The 23,151-nt window shown below is 68.8% G+C and carries 20 protein-coding genes; 4 read left to right on the plus strand and 16 right to left on the minus strand.

Translation table 11 applies throughout. The features are described from left to right. The first annotated feature begins 42 nt into the window (after positions 1-42). Genes TVNIR_RS12235 through zapD form a run of 3 tightly spaced genes read left to right on the plus strand, consistent with a single transcriptional unit; the run spans position 43 to position 2,396 of the window. Positions 43-897 (plus strand): prepilin peptidase, encoded by an 855-nt coding sequence (locus TVNIR_RS12235; protein WP_015259342.1) that lies wholly within the window; start codon positions 43-45, stop codon positions 895-897. Further along, positions 894-1,526 (plus strand): dephospho-CoA kinase, encoded by a 633-nt coding sequence (gene coaE, locus TVNIR_RS12240; protein ID WP_015259343.1) that lies wholly within the window; start codon positions 894-896, stop codon positions 1,524-1,526. The genes TVNIR_RS12235 and coaE overlap by 4 nt, the downstream gene beginning before the upstream one ends. Positions 1,527-1,583: 57 nt before the next feature. After that, positions 1,584-2,396 (plus strand): cell division protein ZapD, encoded by an 813-nt coding sequence (gene zapD / locus TVNIR_RS12245; protein ID WP_043739694.1) that lies wholly within the window; start codon positions 1,584-1,586, stop codon positions 2,394-2,396. A 41-nt stretch (positions 2,397-2,437) separates the two neighbouring features. Here the strand turns inward: zapD and TVNIR_RS12250 are convergent, their stop codons facing one another. The 3 genes from TVNIR_RS12250 to secA are packed head-to-tail and all read right to left on the minus strand — an operon-like array spanning position 2,438 to position 7,400. After that, entirely contained in the window at positions 2,438-3,379 is a 942-nt protein-coding gene (locus TVNIR_RS12250; RefSeq protein WP_418081360.1) for a Nudix family hydrolase, read from the minus strand. Between the two features lie 7 nt (positions 3,380-3,386). Then, positions 3,387-4,598 carry a bifunctional glutamate N-acetyltransferase/amino-acid acetyltransferase ArgJ gene (gene argJ / locus TVNIR_RS12255; RefSeq protein WP_015259346.1) on the minus strand — a complete coding sequence of 404 codons (1,212 nt, stop codon included), beginning with the start codon at positions 4,596-4,598 and terminating at the stop codon, positions 3,387-3,389. A gap of 9 nt (positions 4,599-4,607) precedes the next feature. Beyond that, a complete protein-coding gene (gene secA / locus TVNIR_RS12260; RefSeq protein ID WP_015259347.1) occupies positions 4,608-7,400 on the minus strand; it encodes a preprotein translocase subunit SecA in 2,793 nt (930 codons plus the stop codon). Between the two features lie 128 nt (positions 7,401-7,528). On the opposite strand from secA, the gene TVNIR_RS12265 reads away from it, so the two are divergent. After that, positions 7,529-8,023, plus strand: coding sequence for a DciA family protein (locus tag TVNIR_RS12265; protein WP_237251635.1), 495 nt, complete (start codon positions 7,529-7,531; stop codon positions 8,021-8,023). Here TVNIR_RS12265 and lpxC read toward each other — a convergent pair. The 13 genes from lpxC to TVNIR_RS12330 all read right to left on the minus strand — a co-directional run bounded on the left by lpxC (position 8,001) and on the right by TVNIR_RS12330 (position 23,143). Next, on the minus strand, positions 8,001-8,903 hold the full coding sequence (gene lpxC, locus TVNIR_RS12270; RefSeq protein WP_257720618.1) for a UDP-3-O-acyl-N-acetylglucosamine deacetylase: 903 nt from the start codon (positions 8,901-8,903) through the stop codon (positions 8,001-8,003). The two genes, TVNIR_RS12265 and lpxC, sit on opposite strands and share 23 nt — an antisense overlap. Positions 8,904-9,068: 165 nt before the next feature. Next, the gene (gene ftsZ / locus TVNIR_RS12275) at positions 9,069-10,226 is read right to left on the minus strand and encodes a cell division protein FtsZ (protein WP_015259350.1); all 1,158 of its coding nucleotides are present in this window, start codon (positions 10,224-10,226) and stop codon (positions 9,069-9,071) included. 79 nt (positions 10,227-10,305) lie between these two features. Then, positions 10,306-11,541 carry a cell division protein FtsA gene (ftsA, locus tag TVNIR_RS12280; RefSeq protein WP_043740628.1) on the minus strand — a complete coding sequence of 412 codons (1,236 nt, stop codon included), beginning with the start codon at positions 11,539-11,541 and terminating at the stop codon, positions 10,306-10,308. Between the two features lie 20 nt (positions 11,542-11,561). Further along, positions 11,562-12,257, minus strand: a complete 696-nt coding sequence (locus TVNIR_RS12285) for a cell division protein FtsQ/DivIB (RefSeq protein WP_043740630.1) — start codon at positions 12,255-12,257, stop codon at positions 11,562-11,564. Positions 12,258-12,343: 86 nt separating this feature from the next. Next, on the minus strand, positions 12,344-13,288 hold the full coding sequence (locus TVNIR_RS12290) for a D-alanine--D-alanine ligase (protein ID WP_015259353.1): 945 nt from the start codon (positions 13,286-13,288) through the stop codon (positions 12,344-12,346). After that, positions 13,285-14,193 (minus strand): UDP-N-acetylmuramate dehydrogenase, encoded by a 909-nt coding sequence (gene murB / locus TVNIR_RS12295; RefSeq protein WP_015259354.1) that lies wholly within the window; start codon positions 14,191-14,193, stop codon positions 13,285-13,287. The genes TVNIR_RS12290 and murB overlap by 4 nt, the downstream gene beginning before the upstream one ends. Then, complete coding sequence (murC, locus tag TVNIR_RS12300) at positions 14,187-15,611, minus strand: UDP-N-acetylmuramate--L-alanine ligase (protein WP_015259355.1); 1,425 nt, start codon at positions 15,609-15,611, stop codon at positions 14,187-14,189. Before murC ends, murB begins: the two co-directional genes overlap by 7 nt. Next, positions 15,608-16,711 carry an undecaprenyldiphospho-muramoylpentapeptide beta-N-acetylglucosaminyltransferase gene (gene murG / locus TVNIR_RS12305; RefSeq protein WP_015259356.1) on the minus strand — a complete coding sequence of 368 codons (1,104 nt, stop codon included), beginning with the start codon at positions 16,709-16,711 and terminating at the stop codon, positions 15,608-15,610. Before murG ends, murC begins: the two co-directional genes overlap by 4 nt. Further along, on the minus strand, positions 16,708-17,880 hold the full coding sequence (gene ftsW, locus TVNIR_RS12310; RefSeq protein WP_015259357.1) for a putative lipid II flippase FtsW: 1,173 nt from the start codon (positions 17,878-17,880) through the stop codon (positions 16,708-16,710). Before ftsW ends, murG begins: the two co-directional genes overlap by 4 nt. Next, a complete protein-coding gene (gene murD, locus TVNIR_RS12315; RefSeq protein ID WP_015259358.1) occupies positions 17,877-19,220 on the minus strand; it encodes a UDP-N-acetylmuramoyl-L-alanine--D-glutamate ligase in 1,344 nt (447 codons plus the stop codon). Before murD ends, ftsW begins: the two co-directional genes overlap by 4 nt. Beyond that, positions 19,217-20,302, minus strand: coding sequence for a phospho-N-acetylmuramoyl-pentapeptide-transferase (gene mraY / locus TVNIR_RS12320; RefSeq protein WP_015259359.1), 1,086 nt, complete (start codon positions 20,300-20,302; stop codon positions 19,217-19,219). Before mraY ends, murD begins: the two co-directional genes overlap by 4 nt. Continuing rightward, a complete protein-coding gene (locus TVNIR_RS12325) occupies positions 20,283-21,659 on the minus strand; it encodes a UDP-N-acetylmuramoyl-tripeptide--D-alanyl-D-alanine ligase (RefSeq protein ID WP_015259360.1) in 1,377 nt (458 codons plus the stop codon). Before TVNIR_RS12325 ends, mraY begins: the two co-directional genes overlap by 20 nt. After that, a complete protein-coding gene (locus TVNIR_RS12330; protein WP_015259361.1) occupies positions 21,656-23,143 on the minus strand; it encodes a UDP-N-acetylmuramoyl-L-alanyl-D-glutamate--2,6-diaminopimelate ligase in 1,488 nt (495 codons plus the stop codon). Before TVNIR_RS12330 ends, TVNIR_RS12325 begins: the two co-directional genes overlap by 4 nt. Positions 23,144-23,151 lie beyond the last annotated feature (8 nt).

The raw sequence follows: 23,151 nt of genomic DNA on the forward strand, positions 1-23,151 counted from the left end.
CTGCCCCGGAACCGCCGAAGCTGCATTCGCGACGGTCGGCCGATGATGCCCTGGTCTGAAATACCCGCCGCCTGGACGATTCCGGCGGTGGCCGTGCTCGGCCTGATCGTCGGCAGCTTTCTGAACGTGGTGATCCACCGGCTTCCGCGGATGATGCAGCGGGAGTGGGAACAGGAGGCGCGTGCGATCCTGGAACAGCCCGAGGCCCCCGAATCACCGCGCTTCGATCTCTGGTGGCCGCGCTCTCAGTGCCCTCACTGCGGCCGCGGGATCCGCGCCCGGGAGAACATCCCTGTGTTCAGCTTCCTGCTGCTGCGGGCACGCTGTCCGGGCTGCGGCGGCCGGATCTCCTGGCAATACCCGCTGGTGGAGCTGCTCACCGCCGCGCTATTCGCGGCCACCGTCTGGCACCTCGGTGCCGGTGCGGCCGGACTCGCGGCGCTGGTCTTCACCGGGATGCTGATCGCCGCGGCCGGGGTCGACGCCCGTACTACGCTGCTCCCGGACCAGCTGACGCTGCCGCTGCTCTGGCTCGGCCTGGTCGCGAACCTGTTCGGGCTGTTCACCGACCTCGAGTCCGCGGTGATCGGGGCGGTCGCCGGCTACCTGACCCTCTGGACGGTCTATCACGGCTTCCGGCTGCTGACCGGCAAGGAAGGGATGGGCTTCGGCGACTTCAAGCTGCTCGCCGCACTCGGTGCCTGGCTCGGCTGGCAGGCGCTGCCGCTGATCCTGCTGCTCGCGTCGCTGGTGGGGGCAGTGGTCGGCATCGCGCTGATCCTGCTGCTCGGGCGCGACCGCAACGTCCCGATCCCGTTCGGCCCGTATCTGGCCGCGGCTGGCTGGCTGGCGCTGATCGGGGGCGACACCCTGATCGCGGCCTATCTGCCGCCGTGACCGTACTCCGGGTCGGCCTGACCGGTGGCATCGGCAGCGGCAAGACGCGGGTCGCGGCGCTGTTCGAAGCGCTCGGCACACCGGTGATCGACACCGACCGGCTCTCCCGCGAGACCCTGGCACCCGGCCAGCCGCTGCTGGAGCGGATCTTCCGCGAGTTCGGCAGCGGGCTGCGCCGCGCGGACGGCGGTCTGGACCGGGCGGCACTGCGCCAGCGCATCTTCGCCGACCCGACGCTGCGCGCACGGCTCGAGGCCATCACCCATCCGGCGATCGGCGAAGCCATGGAACAGCGGATCGCCGCATTGCCCGAATCGGCCGCCTACGTGGTACTGGTGATCCCGTTGCTGCTGGAGGCGGGCTGGCAGGACCGGGTCGACCGGATCCTGGTGGTCGACTGTCCCGAGGAGGTGCAGGTACAGCGGGTCATGGGGCGGGATCGCGTCGATGCCGACGCTGCGTGGACAATGGTCCGCAGCCAGGCGGCGCGACAGGCGCGGCTGCGCGCGGCCGACGACCGGATCGACAACAGCCGGCCGGACCGACTCGCAGCGCTCGAGCGCCGGGTGCGGGAACTCGACCGGATCTATCGGGCCGCGGCACGGCGCGTCGCCGGCGCCACCCGATGACCGTGTCTTGACCGACTTCGCAGGTTTGGCCGGGACGGGTGGAAATGCACCGTGGACATGTTCGATACTGGGCCGCCATTCGCCGGACTGGATGCTTTGACTGAATCCACACTGACATTCGAGCAACCATTGCACGAGCGCGTGCGCCTGCTGCTGCGCATGGAGACGCTGATCGAACGCTTCCGTCAGGCCAGCCTGGACGGCCGGGACTTCGACCACCACCATGCCCTGATGGTGCTGGTCGACATCTATTCCCTGGCTGGCCGTGTGGACGTGAAACGCGAACTGATGGGCGAGATCGAGCGCCAGATCGCGAACCTGAACCGGCTGGCGACACAGCCCGGCGTCGACCAGGAACGCCTGACACTGACGATGCAGGGGCAGCGGCGGCTGCTCGGCCGGCTCGAGGACCAGGTCGGTGCACTCGACCAGCGCATCAAGGGCAACGAATTCTTCACCAGCATACGACAACGGACGGCGCTCCCCGGCGGCGCCTGCGACTTCGACCTCCCAATCTATCACTACTGGCTGTCACAGCCTGCAGCCGCCCGCGAAGCGCTGCTGCTCGAGTGGTTCCAGCCGCTGGACACCGTCGCTGAGGCCATCACCCAGGTGCTCACTTTCATGCGCGCGGCCGGGGCACCGCGCCACGTGACCGGACACGACGGCTATTATGAGCAGTCCCTGGACACGAACTATGCGTGGCAGCTGATCCGGGTTTCGGTGGCGGCCGACCTGCAGTGCTATCCAGAGATCAGCGCCGGGCGCCAGCGTTTCACCGTCCGCTTCCTGGATCCGGGCGATTTCCACGAACGGCCGCGGATCGTCGCGCGCGACATCCCGTTCCAGCTGACCTGCTGCGCGATCTGATCCGGCCGGCGGATGCCGGTGCGGTCACACCCGGGCGATCGTCAGGCGCGAGGTTCCGGCAGCAGCCCCCGAATCGCCGCAATTCCCTGCGCCCCCAGCGCGCGCACTGCGGGCAGATTCTCCGGGGTCATCCCCCCGAGCGCATACATCGGGCAGCTGGCCTCGGCACGCAGCGCCGTGAACGCCGGAAACCCGAGGGGCCGCGCACCCGGATGGGTACGTGTCGACCGCACCGGGGCAACGACCACGAAGTCGACCGGCAGCGCCATGGCCCGCAGCAGACCCTCGCGATCATGCACCGACGCCGACAGCCAGCCCTCGCGGCTGGGACGCGCCCGCAGGGACCGCAGGCGCCGTTCCGTCAGGTGCCAGCCGGTCGGCGGCAGACGGTCCAGCCAGTCTTCGGGCGCGTTCACCAGCGTTTCCACGCGATGCCGCGCCGCGACCTCCAGCAACCGGCGCGCATAGTCCAGGAACGCTTCGCGATCCAGACCCGGAGCACGAATCTGCAACAGCCGGATCGCGTTCGCGATGATGCCCTGCTCCACTCGCCCGACACAATCCGCGATCTGCACCGGGGAAGGCGGCGCGGGGGAAACCAGGTAGGTTTCGGGCAGACGCGCGGCGTTCACGATCGCCCGGCTCGCGGCCGGGAACGCGAACTCCGCGAGCGCCTCGGGGCGAACCCAGCGCAGCGGCTGGCCCTCGCGCGCCACGACGGCATCGTTCCAGCAGTCGACCCGAAACACTCGCAGTTCCACGCGCCGGTCCGGGTAACGGTGGGGGATTACGAGCGTCTCTACCGCGTCGAGCACACCGATCCCGAGTTCCTCCCGCAACTCCCGGTCCAGCGCGGTCCCTGCCGGCTCCCCCGGCGCACACTTGCCGCCGGGAAATTCCCAGAGACCCCCGAGATGCGTATCCCGGCCACGCCGGGTAATCAGCACCCGACCGTCCGTGTCGCGCAGCAGACCCACCGCTATGCGCAGTTCAGGAACGGTAGTCGGCGTTGATCCGGACGTAGTCGTAGGAGAAGTCACAGGTGTACTTGCGGTAACCGGCAGCGCCCCGGCCGAGGTCGATCACGATGTCCAGTTCCGCCTCGGCAAACGCCTGCTGCCCGGCTGCCTCGGTATAACCCGGCGCACGGCTGCCGGCGGCGACGATTTCCACACCGTTCACGGTGATGCGAACGCGCTCGATCTCGAAATCCGGGACGCCGGCGCGCCCGACCGCAGCCAGGATCCGGCCCCAGTTCGGATCCGAAGCGAACAGCGCGGTCTTCACCAGCGGCGACAGCGCCACCGTTTCCGCAACGCGTTGGGCTTCGCCGGCGTCGCGCCCGCCCCGCACCGAGACGCGGACGAACTTGGTCGCGCCCTCGCCGTCGCGCACGATCGCTTCGGCCAGCTCGAGACAGAGCGACTGCAGCGCGCCGGCAAAGGCATTCAGGTCGTCCTCACTCTCCGGCTGCACGCCGCTGGCGCCGCTGGCCACACAGACCAGGGCATCGTTCGTGGAGGTATCCCCGTCGACCGTGATCGCATTGAAACTGTCCGCGGCCGCACGAACCAGCATCCAGCGCAGCAGGTCGGGAGGGATTTCCGCGTCGGTCCCGACAAATGCGAGCATGGTGGCCATATCCGGGTGGACCATCCCCGATCCCTTGGCAATCCCGGTCAGCGTCACGGCACCCCCGGCGAGTTCCACCCTTCGGCTGCCGCCCTTCAGCACGGTATCGGTGGTCATGATCGCCCGCGCCGCGTCGAGCCAGGCATCCTCGCGCAGGGCGTCCACGAGGTCGGGCAACGCATCCTCGATCCGGTGTACCGGCAGGGGCTCACCGATCACGCCGGTCGAGAACGGCAGCACCGCATGTGCCTCGCCTTGCGTCTGGCGGGCGACCGCCTTGCAGCACTGCCGGGCCGCCGACAGCCCTTCGGATCCCGTGCCGGCGTTGGCATTGCCGGAATTGATCAGCAGCCAGCGCGCGCGCGCGCCGGCGAGGTGTTCCTTCGCGACCCGAACCGGCGCGGCGCTGAAGGCATTGGTGGTGAACAGTGCCGCGACCGCGGCCTGCGGACCGGCATCGATCAGCACCAGGTCATAGCGGCCCGGGTAGCGGATGCCGGCGGCAGCCGCCGCGAGACGGATACCGGGGACCGGGGCGAGCCGGTCGGGTGCCTGCAGTGCGACGGCCATGCGCGGACCTCAGTTCAGGCGCCCGTGGCAATGCTTGAATTTCTTGCCCGATCCGCACCAGCAGGGGTCGTTGCGCCCGAGCTTCGGGCCTTCGCGGCGGAACGGCTGCGCGGAATCGGCCGCGTCCCCCCTGGGCTGACCCTGCGGCCCCTGCAGTGGGCTGCCCGGATCCTCGTGCCGGAACTGCACACCTTCGGGTGCGCGCGCGAAACGCCGGCCGAACTCCTCGGCCGCGCTCTCGGAGCGCAGCTGAACCCGCAGCAGCAACTTGATCACATCGTGCTTGATCCGCTCCAGCAGGGCCTCGAACATCGCGAACGCTTCGCGCTTGTACTCCTGCTTCGGGTTGCGCTGGGCATATCCGCGCAGGCCGATGCCCTGACGCAGATAATCCATCGACGCCAGGTGTTCCTTCCACTGGCTGTCCAGCACCTGCAGCATCACGTCGCGCTGCAGCCGCTTCATCATGTCGTCGCCGAGCGCCGCGCGCTTCTCCTCGAGCACCGCGCGGGCCTTGTCGATGATGCGCTCGCGCAGTGGCTCCTCGTGCAGATCCTTCTCGGCATCCAGCCACTCCTGAATCGGCAGATCCAGACCGAACTCGGAGTTCAGCGCGGTCGTCAGCGCCGCGATGTCCCATTCGTCCTCGACACTGCCCGGGGGCAGGTGCTGGCTGATGGCCGTGTTGACCACGTCCTGCAGCAGGGCATCGATGGTTTCGGAAATATCCTCGCTGGTCAGCAGCTCCGCGCGCTGCTCGTAGATCACGCGGCGCTGGTCGTTGGCGACGTCGTCGTACTCCAGCAGCTGCTTGCGGATGTCGAAGTTGTGTGCCTCGACCTTGCGCTGTGCATTCTCGATCGCCCGACTCACCCAGGCGTTTTCGATCGCTTCGCCCTTCTGCATCCCCAGACGCTGCATCAGGCCGCGCACCCGCTCGGAGGCGAAGATGCGCATCAGGTTGTCTTCGAGCGACAGGAAGAAACGGCTCGAACCCGGATCGCCCTGGCGCCCGGAACGGCCGCGCAGCTGGTTGTCGATGCGCCGCGACTCGTGCCGCTCGGAACCGATGATATGCAGTCCGCCCGCAGCGACCACCGCATCGTGGCGCTTCTGCCACTCGGCCTTCGCCCGTTCGGCCTCGGCCGGGTCGGGGTTGTCGCCGAGGCCCTCGAGCTCCGCGTCGAGGCTGCCGCCGAGCACGATATCGGTGCCGCGGCCGGCCATGTTGGTCGCGATGGTCACCGCCCGGGGACGGCCGGCCTGGGCGATGATATGCGCCTCGCGCTCATGCTGCTTCGCGTTCAGCACCTCGAAGTGGATCCCGGTCTTCTTCAACGCGCTCGCGAGGCGCTCGGAGGCCTCTACCGATGCGGTGCCAACCAGGATCGGCTGGTCACGTTCGATACACCACTTCAGTTCCTTGATGATCGCGTCGTACTTCTCGTCCTGCGTCAGATAGACGAGATCCTGCATGTCGTCGCGGTTCAGCGGCTTGTTGCCGGGGATCACGACGACCTCGAGCCCGTAAATGGTCTGGAACTCGTAGGCCTCGGTATCGGCGGTGCCGGTCATCCCGCTGAGCTTGTCGTAGAGCCGGAAGTAGTTCTGGAACGTGATCGACGCCAGCGTCTGGTTCTCCTGCTGGATCGGCACGCCTTCCTTGGCCTCGATCGCCTGGTGCAGGCCCTCGGACCAGCGCCGGCCCGGCATGGTGCGACCGGTGAATTCATCGATGATCATGATCTTACCGTCGCGCACCAGGTACTGGACGTCACGCTTGAAGAGCGCGTGCGCACGCAGCGCGGCATTGAGATGGTGCAGCACCGGGATGCTCGCGGCATCGTACAGGCTCTGGCCGGGTTCGAGCAGGCCGGCATCGTGCAGCAGTTGCTCGGCCTTCTCCTGGCCATCTTCGCTCAGGAACACCTGCTTCGCCTTCTCGTCGACGAAGTAGTCGCCCTCGGACTCCTCGTCCTCCTGGGACGTCAGTTCCGGAACGATCCCGTTCATGCGCACGTACATCTCCGAGCTGTCGCCGCTCGGGCCCGAGATGATCAGCGGGGTGCGCGCCTCGTCGATCAGGATCGAGTCGACCTCGTCGACGATCGCGTAGTTCAGCGCCCGCTGCACACGATCTTCGGCGCGGAAGGCCATGTTGTCGCGCAGATAGTCGAAGCCGAACTCGTTGTTGGTGCCATAGGTGACGTCGGCGGCGTAGGCCTCCCTGCGGGTCGCCGGACGCAAGCGCGGGAACCCCTCACCTTCCGGCTGATACTCGGGATCGTAGCGGTACGACGACGCATCGACGCCCTGACCGCCGGAGCTGTTGATCACGCCCACCGACAGCCCCAGCGCATGGTAGAGCTTGCCCATCCAGACCGCGTCCCGCCGGGCCAGGTAGTCGTTGACCGTGATCACGTGCACGCCCTCCCCCGACAGCGCGTTGAGGTACGCGGTCAGCGTCGCCACGAGGGTCTTGCCCTCGCCGGTGCGCATCTCGGCAATCCGGCCATCGTTGAGCACCATCCCGCCGATCAGCTGCACGTCGAAGTGACGCATACCGAGCACTCGCTCGCTGACCGCACGGCAGACCGCGAAGGCCTCCGGTAACAGGGTCTCGAGCGTCTCGCCCTGCCCCAGGCGCGAACGGAACGCGTCCGCCTTCGCCTGCAGCTCGGCATCGGAAAGCCGCTCGGTTTCCTCGCCCAATGCATTGACCCTCTGCGCCACTTTCTGGTAGCGCTTGATGATGCGGTCGTTGCGACTGCCGAAGAGTTTGCGTACGAAACTGTTGACCATGAGAACCCGCGGGACAATGCAGTGAAAGCTGGATAGGATAAACCATCCTGGGATCGACTGCCCGCCGGACGCGCCGGCGCGCGCACGCGGGACCGGTCGCGGCCCAACCCCATGTCCCGGAGGCGGAAATGCCCATGCACGGCAACCCGGAAGAGCCTCGTGAACGCCGGTCGGCTCCCCGGCCGCTCGCCCGGTACATCCATCCCGCCTGGAGCCGGCGGTCACAGACCGATGCCGGGCTGGAACGGGATCTCGCGGGCCTGCTCGGAGCGCAGCTGTCACGCGGGCTGGTCCGCGTGAGCCTGAACGAGGACACCCTGATTCTGGCCTGCCGGGACCGCGGCACCGCGACCGAACTGCGCTTCCTGCAGCGTGACATCCGCAAGACCCTCGCGGCCGCCGGGCGGCCCGCGATCGGCGCGGTGCGTGTCGTGTTCTCCGGGACGCAGTTCCAGGCTGCTGCGGCGCCCCGGGAGTCCGGCTCGGTTGACCGGGTCATCCCGGCCGCCGCACGTCAGGCACTCCAGAGCGCTGCCGCCGGGATCGCGGATCCGCGACTCGCCGAAGCGCTGCGCAGGCTGGCGCGTGCAGGGACGCGGACTAACCGGTCAGGGTCTGGGTGAGCTGCCCGAACGAGATCGGCAGGGGCTGGGAATCGTCCTCGAAGGTCACCAGTTCCCAGGCATCCCGATCCCGCTTCAGGCGCCGGATCAGCTGGTTGTTCAATGCATGGCCCGACTTGTGTCCGGTAAAGGCCCCGATCAGGCTGTGTCCCAACAGATAGAGATCGCCCACGACATCCAGAATCTTGTGCTTCACGAGCTCGTTCTCGTAGCGGAGCCCGTCCTCATTCAGGATCTTGAAGTCGTCCAGCACGATCGCGTTGTCCAGGCTTCCGCCCAGCGCGAGCTGGTTGGCCCGCAGCGCCTCGATGTCGCGCATGAAGCCAAACGTACGGGCGCGGGACACCTCGCGCACGAACGAAGTGGAGGAGAAATCGAGCTCGGCTCGCTGGCTGCCGCTGGTGAACATCGGGTGCTCGAAATCGATGCAGAAGCCGACCTTGAACCCCTCGTAGGGATCGAACCGTACCCACTTGTCACCATCATGGAGCTCGACCGAGCGGTGGATGCGGATGAACTTCTTCGGCGCATCCTGCTCCTGCAAACCTGCGGACTGGAGCAGGAACACGAACGGACCCGCGCTGCCGTCCATGATCGGCACCTCGGGGGCGCTCACGTCGACGTGCAGGTTGTCGATCCCGAGCCCGGCCACGGCGGACAGCAGGTGTTCCACGGTGGAAACCCGGGTATCGCCACTCACCAGCGTGGTGGACAGGCGCGTGTCGCCCACGTTTTCGGCGGTGGCCTGAATCGAGACCGGAGGGTCGAGGTCCGTACGGTGGAAGACGACGCCGGTGTTGGCGGCCGCGGGGCGCAGGGTCAGGGTGACCTTTTCACCGGTGTGCAGGCCGACGCCCGTCGCGCGAATGCTGTTCTTCAGCGTTCTCTGTCTGACCAACGCTCGATCACTCCAGGGCAGGGGCCGGCGCCTGGGCCCGGATGCGTTCCGGACCCAGGCCTGCACACAACGATGACGGCATTATTGCAGGAATCCGCTCACCCTGCATAGACGACCCCGATCCATGGGTATGATCGGCCACCCCTGTCAATCGGCCTGCTTGCGCAGAAACGCCGGGATATCCAGCACGTCGATCCCGGTCTGGCCCGCGTAGTCGACTGCCTCGGTCTCGCCGCGGCGCAGCGCCGTGGGACGCTCCAGGCTCTCCAGATCCGAACCCACGACACGCCGTGGCGGTGCATCGACGACCCGCACGTTGGGCCGCTCCTGCTGCACGGGCTTGACCGGGCTGCCCAGACCGGTTGCGACCAGGGTCACCCGCAGTTCGTCCTGCATCTCGGGATCGATCACGGTACCGACGACGACGGTTGCATCCTCGGATGCGAGCATCTTGACCGCCTCGCCGACTTCCTCGAACTCGCCGATGCCGACGTCGAGTCCTCCGGTCACGTTGACCAGGATGCCGCGCGCCCCGGAGATGTCGATGTCCTCGAGCAGCGGACTCGCGATCGCGGCTTCGGCCGCCTGGCGGGCGCGATCCTCGCCATGTCCGGCACCGGTCCCCATCATCGCCATGCCCATCTCGCGCATCACGTTGCGCACGTCGGCGAAGTCGACGTTGATCAGGCCCGGGCGTGTGATCAGTTCGGAGATCCCCTGGACCGCACCGAACAGCACGTCGTTCGCGGCCTTGAACGCGTCCAGCAGGCTGGTGTTCTTGCCCAGCACCGAGAGGAGTTTCTCGTTCGGGATCGTGATCAACGAGTCGACCTGCTCGGTCAGCGCCTTGATCCCGGACATGGCCACCTGCATGCGCTTCTTGCCCTCGAACGGGAAAGGCTTGGTGACGACCGCGACGGTCAGAATCCCCATCTCCTTCGCGAGCTGCGCGACTACCGGGGCCGCCCCGGTTCCGGTGCCGCCCCCCATGCCTGCGGTGATGAAGACCATGTCCGCGCCCTGCAGCAGTTCCTGAACCCGTTCCCGGTCCTCCAGCGCCGCCTCGCGTCCGACCGCCGGGTCGGCCCCGGCGCCCAGTCCCTTGGTAATGTCGCTGCCCAGTTGCAGCAGTGTTTTCGCACCCAGGCTCTTCAGCGCCTGCGCATCGGTGTTTGCGCAGATGAAGTCGACACCCTCGAGCTGGGAATAGACCATGTGCTGGACGGCATTGCCGCCCCCTCCACCGACTCCGATGACCTTGATCGTCGCGCTTTGGGTAAAGGTATCCATCAGTTCGAACGTCATGGTTGTGTCCTCCTGTTGCATATTGGCATCAGCGTGCAACTACCCGGTCGGCGAGCGGGCCGACCGGCCTCCCCCCGGGTCAGAAATGCCCCGAAAACCAGTTTTTCACCCGCGCCCAGACGCCGGGAAGGCCGGCACCCGGCGGGCGGATTTCCTGCTCCAACCGGGCCTGCTGCGCATACAGCAACAGGCCGACACCGGTGGAATGAACGGGATTGCGCACCACGTCGATCAGGCCGCTGACGCTGTGGGGCATCCCGAGCCGCACCGGCATGTGAAACACTTCTTCGGCGAGATCCACGACACCCTCCATGCGCGAGGAACCTCCGGTCAGCACCACCCCGGCGGCAATCAGCTCCTCCGATCCCGACCGGCGCAGTTCCGCCTGGACCAGCTGCAGCAACTCCTCGTAGCGCGGTTCGACCACCGATGCGAGCGTCTGCCGGGAAAGCCGGCGGGCCGCGCGATCGCCGACGCCCGGAACCTCGATCGTCTCGCCCGGATCGGCGAGCTGGCGCAGCGCACAGGCGTACTTGATCTTGATTTCCTCGGCGTACTGCGTCGGCGTGCGCAGTGCCACCGCGATGTCGTTGGTGACCTGGTCGCCGGCAATCGGAATCACCGCGGTATGCGCGATTGCGCCGTTGGCGAACACCGCGATATCGGTCGTCCCGCCCCCGACGTCGACCAGACACACGCCGAGATCCTTCTCGTCGTCGGTCAGCACCGCATAGCTCGACGCCAGCTGTTCCAGGATGACGTCGTCGACGCGAAGCCCGCAGCGCTCGATGCACTTCACCGCGTTCTGGGCCGCCGATACCGCGCCGGTAACCAGGTGCACGCGCGCCTCCAGGCGCACCCCGGACATGCCGATGGGATCGCGAATGCCCTCCTGGCCGTCGATGATGTACTCCTGCGGCAGCACATGCAGGATGCGCTGGTCCGCCGGAATGGCGATCGCGCGCGCGGCGTCGATCACCCGCTCGACGTCCCCCGCGCTGACCTCCTGCACGCGGATCGCGACGACACCGGTCGAGTTGTAGCTCTTGATGTGGCTTCCGGCGATGCCGGTGTACACCGAGTGGATCTCGCAGCCGGCCATCAGCTCGGCCTCCTCGACCGCTCTCTGGATCGACTGCACCGTCGACTCGATGTTGACCACCACCCCTTTTTTCAGTCCGTGCGAAGGCGAAGACCCGATCCCGATGATCTCGATCACGCCTTCCTCGTTGGCCTCGCCGACGACCGCCTCGATCTTCGAGGTGCCGATGTCCAGCCCCACGATCAGGCCCTGTTCCGACTTCCTGGCCATCACGTTGCGCCCCGTCTTGCGTCTCATCGGATCACCGTCTCCGTTGCGCCGGCCGCCGGTGGCACCTGCCAGGCGACCGCGACCCCGCGCGGGTACCGCAGATCCACCCGGGCCAGCGGCTCGGGATTGCGCTCGCGCAGGATCGGTATCAGCGCAACCAGCTGGTCCAGGCGCGCCAGATCATCATCCCGCCCCATCAGCACTTCGCCTCCTCCTTCCAATTGAATCGTCCACGCCCTGCGTGCACTCTCGCGCACGCCGGACACCTCGAGTTCGGCATCGGCCAGCCGTGCCGCGGCCGCGAGATAGCGGTGCATCAGGCTGACCTGCCGACCCGTCTCGCCCTCGAGCGCGGGCAGAAACCGCCACTCGTCAAGGTCGACCGGGCCGAAAATCTCGCCATGCCGGTCAACCAGCCGGTCGGCACCCCAGCGCGCGACCGGCAGCGGTTCCGCCACATGGACTTCCAGAGTGTCGGGCCAGCGCTTGCGCAGCCGCACCGACTCCACCCAGGGGAGCGCGAGCAGGTCACCGCGCACCGCGTCGAGATCCAGGGCCAGGAAACCGCGCGGATGCGCCGTCAGCACCGCCTCGATCTGGGCCAGATCGACATGCCTCGGCTCACCGCGCAGTTCGACCCGGTGCAACTGCTGGAGACGGTCCAGGTCCACCTGCGCCAGCGCAGCAACACCCAGCACCAGCACGCCCGCAAGCGCCATTCCGGCCACGAGCCGCGTTCCGGCCCGGAACGCCGGACGCGCGCGCTGCAGCCACGAAGGCCGGACCCGACGACGGCGATGGCGCATCAATCGGCCCCCTCGGCGCGAAAACTGGTATCCAGGATGCGCAGGCACAGTTCGTCGAAGCCGATTCCGGCCTGCGCAGCGGCCTTCGGGACCAGGCTGTGGTCGGTCATGCCGGGGACGGTGTTGACCTCGATCAGGTAGTTCTCGCCATGAACGTCCTGCAGCAGGTCGACCCGGCCCCAACCGTCGCCGTCGATCGCCGCAAACGCGCTGAGCGCGAGCGTCTGCAGTTCGATCAGCGCAGCCGAGTCCAGCGGCGGCGGGCAGCGATAGCGCGTCGTATCCGCCTCGTACTTCGCGTGATAGTCGTAGAAGTTCCCGGGTGTCTCGATCTGGATCACCGGCAGCGGCTCGTTCGCGACAATCGCCACCGTGAACTCCCGGCCGACGATCCACTGTTCCGCGAACACCGCGCCGGGATGCCGGCGGGCCTCGTCGTAGGCAGCCTGCAATTCGACCGTGGACTGCACCCGGCTCAGGCCCAGGCTGGAGCCGCCGCGCGAGGGCTTCACGATCAGCGGGAGCCCCAGGGCATCGGCCACCGCTTCCGGGTCGGAGTCGGCGGACAGCAGCCGGTACGGTGCGCTGGGCAGATTGGTTCCCCCCCAGAGCCGCTTGCAGGCCAGCTTGTCCATCCCCAGCGCGGATCCGAGTACTCCGGAACCGGTGTAGGGCACTCCGGCGATGTCCAGGCAGCCCTGGATCGTGCCGTCCTCGCCACCGGTACCGTGCAGTGCAATGAATGCGCGGTCGTACCCGAGCAGGTCCAGGCTGCGGGCTCGTTCCACGGTCAGGTCGATCGGTGTCGCATCGACGCCCTGGCGCAGCAGCGCCTGGAGTACCGCCTGACCGCTGCCCAGCGAAATCTCGCGCTCGTCCGACCAGCCCCCCATCAGAACCGCCACCCGCCCGTAGCGGGCCGCGCGTTTCGCCGTTTGCGTCATACCTGCATCTCCTTGCGTCCCAGGATCCGCACTTCCGGGTCCAGGCGGACGCCGAACCGTGCCTCGACCCGTGTCCGCACTTCGTCGATCAGCCACTCGATGTCGGCCGCGGTGGCCGAGCCGTCATGGGTGATGAAATTGGCGTGCTTGCGCGAAACCTCGGCGCCACCACGGCGCAAGCCCTTCAGGCCCGCCTGCTCGATCAGTGCTGCCGCGTGTGCCCCCTGCGGGTTGCGGAACACCGAGCCGCAGGACGGCAGCCCGAGCGGCTGCCGCTCCGCGCGCTCCCGAAGCAGTGCCTGGATCCGCTCGCGCGCGGCGTCGGTGTCGCCGGGTTGCAGCCGAAGCACCGCGCGCACGAAGAACTCGCCTTCGCAGCCACGAACGCTGCGATAGGCGATCTCGTAGTCCGCCGGCGTGCGCATATGGCGCAGCCCCCGGCAGTCGATGGCCTCCGCCCATTCCACCAGCGGCCAGATCTCACCGCCCCAGGCGCCGGCATTCATCGCCAGCGCCCCGCCTACGGTGCCCGGAATGCCGGCCAGGAACTCCGCGCCGGTCAGTCCCTCGGCGGCACAGAAGCGGGCCGCCTGCGCCGCGGCCAGCCCCGCCCCCAGCTCGACGCGTTCATCGTCCAGGCGCCGGCGCTGGTTCAGCGTTCCCGCGAAGTGGATCACCACGCCGTCGACGCCGCCGTCCCGAATCAGCACGTTGCTGCCCAGCCCCAGGACCGTCCGCGGCAACGTCTCGGGAACCGAGGCCAGGAAATGGGCGAGATCGTCCGCATCCTCCGGCTCGAACAGCCAGTCGGCCGGTCCGCCGACCCGCCAGGAGGTCAGCGGGGCCAACGGGACGTCCCGTTCCAGCCGCCCGCGTACGCGCAGATGGGCGAGGTGGCTCAGCATGTATCCTCCGCACCGAGCAGTCCCGGAAGTTGCGCGGCCAACTGGCCAATGTCACCGGCCCCCTGGGTGATCACCACGTCGTCGACCTCCAGCATCCCGCGAAGAACGCCAGCGACATCCTCGACCGACTCGACGAACACCGGCTCGACCTGCCCGCGCAGCCGGATCGCCCGGGCCAGGCTGCGCCCGTCCGCGCTCGGGAGCGGCGTCTCCCCCGCGCGGTAGACTTCCAGCAGCACCAGCCCGTCCGGGCCGGACAAGACCTCCGCAAAATCCTCGAACAGATCCCGGGTCCGCGTGTAACGATGCGGCTGGAACACCAGCAGGATGCGCCGGTTCGGCCATGCGGCACGGGCCGCCTCCAGCGTGGCCGCGATCTCGCGGGGATGGTGTCCGTAATCGTCGACCAGCGTTACGCTGCCGCCCGGAAGCCTGCAGTCCTGCACCTGGAACCGCCGGCCGATCCCCTCGAAGCCTTCCAGCGCGCGCTGCAGCGCATCCGGCGGCACCTCGAGTTCGTGCGCGACCGCGGCCGCGGCAAGCGCGTTCAGCACGTTGTGCCGCCCCGGCAGGTTCAGCGTGACCGGAAACGCGGTCTGCTCCGGCAGGCACAGCTCGAAATGGGTCCGGATCCCCGTCTGTCGGAGATTCCCCGCACGCACGTCTGCCGGACCGTCGATGCCGTAGGTCAGCCGCGGCCGCTCCAGCCGGTCGAGCAGCGACCGCACCTCGGAGTCGTCGGTACACAGCACCGCGAGGCCATAGAACGGCAGGTGATGCAGGAACTCGAGGAAGGTCGCGCGCAGCCGGTCGAAGTCGCCCTGGTAGGTCGCCAGGTGATCGGCGTCGATATTCGTCACGACGCTGATCATCGGCTGCAGGTGCAGGAAAGAGGCATCGCTCTCGTCGGCCTCCGCCACCAGATAGGCCCCCTGTCCCAGGCTGGAATGGCTGGCCGTGCTGTTCAGCCGCCCCCCGATCACGAAGGTCGGATCCAGCCCGGCTTCCCCGAGGATGCTCGCAATCAGGCTGGTGGTCGTGGTCTTGCCATGCGTGCCGGCAACCGCGATCCCGAAGCGGAACCGCATCAGCTCCGCCAGCATCTCCGCGCGCCGGACCACCGGGATCCCGCGCTCGCGGGCGGCGCGCACCTCGGCGTTCGTCGGGTCGATGGCGCTGGACACGACCAGCACATCGGCATCGGCCACGTTCGACGCCAGGTGTGCACGGGTGATCGGGATCCCGAGACCCGCGAGCCGGCGGGTCATGCCGGATTCCTGGAGGTCGGAACCCGAGATCCGGTATCCGAGCTGGTGCAGCACCTCGGCGATGCCGCCCATGCCCGAACCGCCGATGCCGACACAGTGGATCCGGCGGATGCGGCGCATCGCCTGCTGCGGGGTCAGGGGTGCGGTCATCGCGTTGCCCTCCGGGTCGTTTTCCGGGCCATCTCCCGACAGGCATCGACCAGGCGCTCGGTCGCGTCCGTCCGGGCGGATCCGCGGGCCTTCACGGCCCGCTCCAGCAGTTCTTCGCGCCCCAGGCCCCGCAGGCGGTCCGCCAGCAGCTCCGGGGTCAGGTCGGCATCGGCCAGGCACCAGGCTGCGCCTGCGGCAACCAGGTACGCGGCATTCGCAGTCTGGTGGTCATCCACCGCGTGCGGGTAGGGCACGAACACCGCGGGCACACCGGCCGCCGCGACCTCGGCTACCGTCAGTGCACCGGCACGGCAGATCACGAGATCGGCCCAGCCATAGGCCTGCGCCATGTCCTCGATGAACGCGGTCACTTCGGCCTCCACCGCCGCGCCGTGGTATCCGGCCAGCGCCTCGTCCAGCGTCCGCTCCCCGGCCTGGTGGCGCACCTGCGGGCGCGCCGCCTGCGGCAGCAGCGCCAGCGCCGCCGGCACCACGCGGTTCAGGGTCCGGGCCCCGAGACTGCCGCCGAGCACCAACACCCGCAGCGGACCCGAGCGGCCCGCCCAGCGCTGCTGCGGCGACGCGAGTTCCACGATCGCCCGGCGCACAGGGTTGCCCACAGTGTGCGCGGCGACCTTTTCCGGGAAGGTATCCGGGAAGCCGGCGAAAACCCCATCCGCGACCCGGGCGAGCCAGCGGTTGGTCATGCCGGCAACCGCGTTCTGCTCGTGGACCAGCAGCGGCCGCCCGAGCGCTGCCGCCATCAAGCCCCCGGGGCCGCTGGCGAAACCGCCGAAACCCACGACCACCTGCGGACGCAGGCGCAGCATCAGCACCAGCGCCGCCCACAGCGAGATGCCGAGGCGCCACGGCGCGAGCAGACGGCCCGCGAGGCCTTTGCCGCGGAGCCCCGCGATCGGCAGCGTGTGCAGTTCGAATCCCGCCTGCGGCACCAGGTTCGCCTCGATCCCGCGGGCGGTGCCGAGCCAGGACACGCGCCAGCCCCGTTCCCGCAGCGCGGTGGCCAACGCGAGCCCCGGGAACACATGCCCGCCGGTACCCCCTGCCATCACCAGCACCTGTGGAGCGCTCGCGTTCATCCGCACCGCCTCCGCGTCCTGGGGATCGGCACCTGCGCCTCCCGGTACACCCGCAACACCAGGCCGACGGCCGCGAGCGTCACGATCAGCGAACTTCCCCCATAACTCAGGAACGGCAGCGTCAGCCCCTTGGTCGGCAGCAGCCCCATGTTCACGCCGAGATTGACCGCGGCCTGCAGACCGATCCAGATCCCGACCCCGAACGCAACGTGGGAACCGAACGCATGGCCTCCGCGTTCCGCGAGCAGCCCGATTACGAAACAGCGCCAGACCAGCAGCGCGAACAGCGCGACCAACACGGCGACACCGACGAAACCGAACTCCTCGGCGAACACGGCGAACAGGAAGTCGTTGTGCGCCTCGGGCAGATAGAACAGTTTCTGCACGCTCCCGCCGAGGCCGGCGCCGAACCAGGATCCCGAGCCGATCGCGATCAGCGACTGGGTCAACTGGAAGCCGGTCGCGAACGGATCCTGCCAAGGGTCCAGGAACGCGGTCAGGCGCGCCATCCGGTACGGCGTGGCGACTGCCATCACGCCCATCGCGGCGACGATCGTCGCGCCCAGCATAATGAACTGCCAGAGTCTCGCTCCCGCGAGGAACAGCATGCCCATCCCGATCGCCAGCATGATCGCCGCACCGCCGAAATCCGGCTGCAGCAACAGCAGCACGGTCCCAAGACCGAGCACGATCAGCGGGCGCACGAAACCGCGGAAATGCAGGCACAGCGTCGAGTAGTGCCGGACGATATACCCGGACAGGTACAGCACGACCAGCAGCTTCACCGGCTCCGAGACTTGCAGATTGAACACGCCGAGCGGGATCCAGCGCGTGGCTCCGTTCACGGTGCGCCCGACCCCCGGCAACAGCACCACGATCAGCAGGACCATGATCAGTAACAGCAGCAGCGGGCCCGCGCTCTCCCAGCGCCGCAGCGGGACGCTCCAGAAGAACAGTGCGGCCGCCAACCCGATGCCCGCGAACAGCAGCTGGCGGTGGAAGAAATGGTAGGGGTTGCCGTAGTGGCGGTCGGCCAGGTCGATCGAGGCGGAGGCCACCATCACCAGGCCCAGACCCAGCAGCAGCGCTGCGGCCAGCAACATCGGCAGGTCGATACCCGTACCGAGGCGCGTGATCCGCAGGCCCGCGAGGGAGATCGGCGGCATCATGAGGTGAGTCCCCGTACCGCCTGTGCGAAGCACTCGCCGCGCTCGGCGTAGTTCGCGAACATGTCGAGGCTGGCGCAGGCCGGGGACAGCAGCACCGTATCCCCCGGCCGGGCCCATCCGGCGGCAGCGGCCACCGCTTCCTGCATCGTGCCGACGCGGCGCACGGGCACCGCACCACCCAGTGCCTGCTCGATCCGCGAGGCATCGATGCCGAACAGCAGCACGCCGCGCGCTTTGCCGGCCAGCGCCTCGGCCAGCGGCGCGAAGTCCTGGCCCTTGCCCTGGCCGCCGGCGATCAGGATCAGCGGACCTGCCACGCCGCGGATCGCGGCCAGCGTCGCGCCCACGTTCGTGCCCTTGGAATCGTCGACATAATCGACCCCGGCATGGCGCCCCACCCGCTGCGAACGGTGCGGCAGGCCGGTGAAGCCCCGCAGTACGGGCAGTAGCGGCTCGGTGCGCGTGACCCAGGGCCACGCCAATGCCAGTGCGGCCAAGGCGTTGAGCCAGTTGTGCCGGCCTCGCAACGCCAGCTCGGCGGTCGCGATCAGCGGGGTCGAGCCGCGAGCCAGCCAGGTGCCGGAGGCGGCCTCGACGATACCAAAGTCCGCAGGCCCCGGCGGCCGGCCGAGTCCGAAAGAGACGCTTTCCCGAGCCGTGGCAAGCCCCTGCAGCACCGGATCGTCGCGGTTCAGCACCGCGTGAGCGGCGCCCCCGAGGATCCGGGTCTTCGCGGCGATATACGCATCCATGTCCGGATACCGGTCCAGATGGTCCGCGCTGATGTTCAAGATCGCGGCGCTTGCCAGCCCCGGGCTGCGGACCGTCTCCAGTTGGAAACTCGAGAGCTCCAGCACGTAGAGCCTCGCGTCCTGTGCCAGCAGGTCCAGCGCCGGGGGACCGAAATTTCCGCCAATAGCCACACGGTGTCCCAGAGCCCGCAGCAGTTCCACGGTTAGCGCGGCCACGGTGCTCTTGCCGTTGGATCCGGTAATCCCGACCACGGGGTGGCTCGCGTCGCGCAGGAAGAGTTCGACGTCGCCGACGATCTCGACCCCCGCGGCAGCCGCCCGCTGCAGTTCGGGCCGGGCCAGCGGCACGCCCGGCGAAACCACGATGCGGCGCCGCGACACGGTGTCGACCGAATCCAGCGGACCGGCCCAGCGGCCGCGCCCGCCCGAGACCCGCTGCAGCTGGTCCAGTCCCGGCGGGGCCGGACGCGTGTCGGTGACCTCGAAGGTCTGATCCCGATCGGCCAGGTAGCGGGCGACGGACAGGCCGGTCGCGCCCAGGCCGACAACCAGGATGTCCCGCTGTGAATGGAGGTCGGTGGGCATCATCGGATCTTCAGGGTCGCGAGACCGATCAGCACGAACACCACGGTCAGGATCCAGAACCGCACGATCACGCGCGGTTCGGGCCAGCCCTTGAGTTCGAAGTGATGATGGATCGGCGCCATGCGGAACATGCGCCGGCCTGTGAGCTTGTACGACGCGACCTGCAGGATCACCGAGACGGTCTCGATCACGAAGATCCCTCCCATGACCAACAGCACCAGTTCCTGCCGGGTCAGGATGGCCAGCATGCCCAGCGCAGCCCCGAGCGCGAGCGCACCGACGTCCCCCATGAACACCTGTGCGGGATACGCGTTGAACCAGAGAAAGCCCAGACCGGCCCCGACCAGGGCCGCCGAGAAAACGACGAGTTCGCCGACACCGGGCACCGCCGGGATCCCGAGGTAATCCGCGAACACGGCATGCCCGGCGGCGTAGGCAAAGACCCCGAGGGCTCCGGCCACCAACACTGCGGGCATGATGGCCAGGCCGTCGAGGCCGTCGGTCAGATTGACCGCGTTCGAGGCGCCGACCACCACCAGCCAGACCAGCGGGATGAACAGCCACCAGCCCAGGTGGATCGCCACGTCCTTGAACACCGGGACATAAAACGTGGTCTCCACCGGTGACTGTGCAGTCACCAGGATCACCGCCCCCGCGATCACCGCGAACAGGCTCTGCCAGGCCAGCTTGGACCGGGCGCTCAGCCCGCGGCTGTTGCCGTAGCGCAGCTTCAGGTAGTCGTCCCAGCCCCCGACGGCGCCGAATGCCAGTGTCGTCAGCAGCACGATCCAGACGAAGCGGTTGCCGAGGTCGCTCCAGAGCAGGGTCGCCACCGTCACCGCCACGAGGATCAGCGCACCGCCCATCGTCGGGGTACCAGCCTTGGACAGATGCGATTCCGGGCCGTCGGCGCGGATCTGCTGCCCGATCTTCTGGACCGTGAGCCGTCGGATCATCGCCGGGCCGACCACCAGCGCGATGATCAGGGCAGTGACCACACCCAGGATCGACCGCAGGGTCAGGTACTGGAAGACCGTGAATCCGCGGTGGTACTGGGACAGGAATTCAGCGAGCGCCAGCAGCATCGGCCACCTCCCCCGTTGCCCCTGCCGGCCGGAGATCCAGGCCCGTGAGGATGTCCTCCATGTGCTGGTCCCGCGAACCCTTGATCAGTACTGCGGCATCGGTTCCCAGCAGTTCCACCAGGGCGGTGGCGAGTTCGACGTTCGAGGCAAACCAGCGCGCGCCGCTGCCGAAGGCTTCGACCGCCGCCGGCGTCAAGCCGCCCGACGCGAGCAGCCGGTGTATTCCGAGCTCGCGGGCCCGGCGGCCCATCTCGGCATGCAGGCTGCGAGCCTCGCTGCCCAGTTCGTTCATGTCGCCGAGCACCAGCACGCGCGTGCCCGGGTGCCCCGCGAGCACCTCCAGCGCCGCCGCCAGGCTGTCCGGGTTCGCGTTGTAGGTGTCGTCCCAGATCACGGCTCCGGACAGATGCCGGAAGGCGCGCAGACGCCCGGCTACCGGCCGCCAGGCCTGGAGCCCGCGGGCGATCGCGTCGATTTCGCAGCCCAGCGCGGCAGCCGCAGCAGCGGCCGCCAGCGCGTTCTGTGCGACGTGCCGGCCCGGCGCTGCCAGCAGCAATTCGCGCTCTGCGCCACTCACCTTCAGGACCAGCCCTGCGGGCGGCTTCCAGACGCCCTGGATCTCGCCCCGGCCCTGCAGCGAGAAGCCCAGGCGGGGCCGATCCCGGTTCAGCGCCAGCCAGTCACCCGCGAAACGGTCGTCGAGGTTGATCACCGCGGTGCCGCCTTGCGCGGGCAGTCCCGCGTAGATCTCGGCCTTCGCGCGCGCCACCCCCTCGAGGCTCCCGAAACCGTCCAGGTGGGCCCGGCCTGCATTGGTGATCAGCGCGACTTCCGGGCGTGCCAGGCGGGTCAGGAACGCGATCTCGCCGGCGTGGTTGGCGCCCATCTCGATCACCGCATAGTCGACCGACCGCGGCATCGCCAACAACGTCAGCGGCACCCCGATATGGTTGTTCAGATTGCCCTCGGTCGCATGCACCGACCCGACCCCGGAGAGGATCGACCGCAGCATTTCCTTGGTCGTGGTCTTGCCGTTGGATCCGGTCAGAGCCACCACGCGTGCGGTGCAGCGTGTACGCCAGTACACGCCCAGGCGTGCCAGGGCGCCGGTGGTGTCGTCGACCACGACCTGCGGGCGGGGGTCATCCAGCGGGCGCTCGACCAGCAGGACCGCGGCCTCCAGTTCCGGCCGCACGAAATCGTGGCCGTCGAAACGTTCCCCGCGCAGGGCCACGAACAGCGCTTCCGGCCACGAGGCGCGCGAATCGCGGCTGACGCCGCGGAACGATCGCTCCCCGTCTCCGTGCAGGCGGCCGGCCACCGCACCGGCCAGCTCCGCTGCGGTCAGCGCGATCATGCGTTCCCCTCCGGCCCTGGGGCCCGGGCCGCCAGTGCCGCGGCCAGTTCCCGGTCGCTAAACGGATACTCCCGCCCGGCGATGATCTGCACCGTTTCGTGGCCTTTACCAGCGATCAGCACGACGTCTCCGGGATCGGCCTCGGCCGCGGCCGTCCGGATCGCCTCGGCGCGGTCGCCGATCTCGAGGGTCCGCGCGGGGCCACTGCACCCATCCAGGACCGCCCGGCGGATCACCTCCGGCGGCTCGTCGCGCGGGTTGTCGTCGGTCACGATCACCACGTCGGCGAGCCGGCTCGCGACTTCGCCCATCGCCGGGCGCTTGCCGGGGTCACGGTTGCCGCCGCAGCCGAACACGACCCAGATCCGCCGCTGCGCATGCGGTCGCAGTGCGTTCAGCGCAGCCTCCAGCGCCGACGGGGTGTGAGCGTAGTCGACGACCAGTGCCGCCCCGTTCGCCCGTGCGAAGCGCTCCATCCGGCCCGGCACCCCCCGGGTTCCCGCCAGCGCGGCCAGCGCCCGCTCGGCCGGATGCCCCAAGGCCAGCAGCGTCCCCAGCGTGGCCAGCAGGTTGGAGGCCTGGAAAACCCCAAACAGCGGCACGGCCACCCGCCCGCTGCGCGCACCGATTACCGCCTCGAACTCCAGACCCCGCTCGGTGGCGCGCAGATCGCGTGCAAGAACATGACGTTCCCCGGGTTGCTGTTCGCCGCGCAGGCCGTAGGTCCAGCACTCGAGGGCCCCGTCGCCGCCGCAATGCTCACGGTGCAATCGACGCCCGAAATCGTCGTCAACGTTCAGCACCAGTGCCTGCAGGCCGGGCATCCGGAACAGGCGGGCCTTGGCATCGGCATAGGCCGACAGCGACCCGTGGTAGTCGAGATGATCGCGCCCCAGCTGGGTCAGCACCGCCACCGTCGGACGCAGCCCGTCCAGCCGGCCCTGCTCCAGCGCGTGCGACGACGCCTCCAGCGCCACCGCGGCGAATCCCTCCCGCGCCAGCTCCGCCAGGTGCCGGTGCAGCTCCAGCACGTCCGGCGTCGTCAGGCCGGTCGGCGCCAGCGCGCCCGGGGCACCGACTCCCAGCGTCCCGATCACCGCGCAGCGCAGCCCCAGACCGCTGAGTGCGACCGCGACCTGGTGGCTGACCGAGGTCTTGCCGTCGGTACCGGTGATCGCGACCAGCGGCCGGTCGGCAGGCCAGGCCCCGAAAAGCCGCTCCGCAATTTCGGGAAGACGGCGCCGCAACCCGGGCACGTGGACGTAGCGCGGGTCTCCGGCGGGGACCGTGCCATCCTCGTCCCAGAGCACGACCGCCGCACCCCGCTTCAGGGCGTCCGGCGCCCAGGCCAGACCGTGCGCCCGGGTTCCGCGCAGGGCCACGAAGGCGGCACCGGGACTCAGCACCTGGCTGCGCTGGCTCAAGTCGTGGACCGCGACATCGGGCAACCCCTCCCGGTCCGGCAGCAGGCGATGCAGCGGCATCGGGCTCT

Source organism: Thioalkalivibrio nitratireducens DSM 14787, from assembly GCF_000321415.2.
In the GTDB taxonomy this organism is placed as follows: Bacteria; Pseudomonadota; Gammaproteobacteria; order Ectothiorhodospirales; family Ectothiorhodospiraceae; genus Thioalkalivibrio; species Thioalkalivibrio nitratireducens.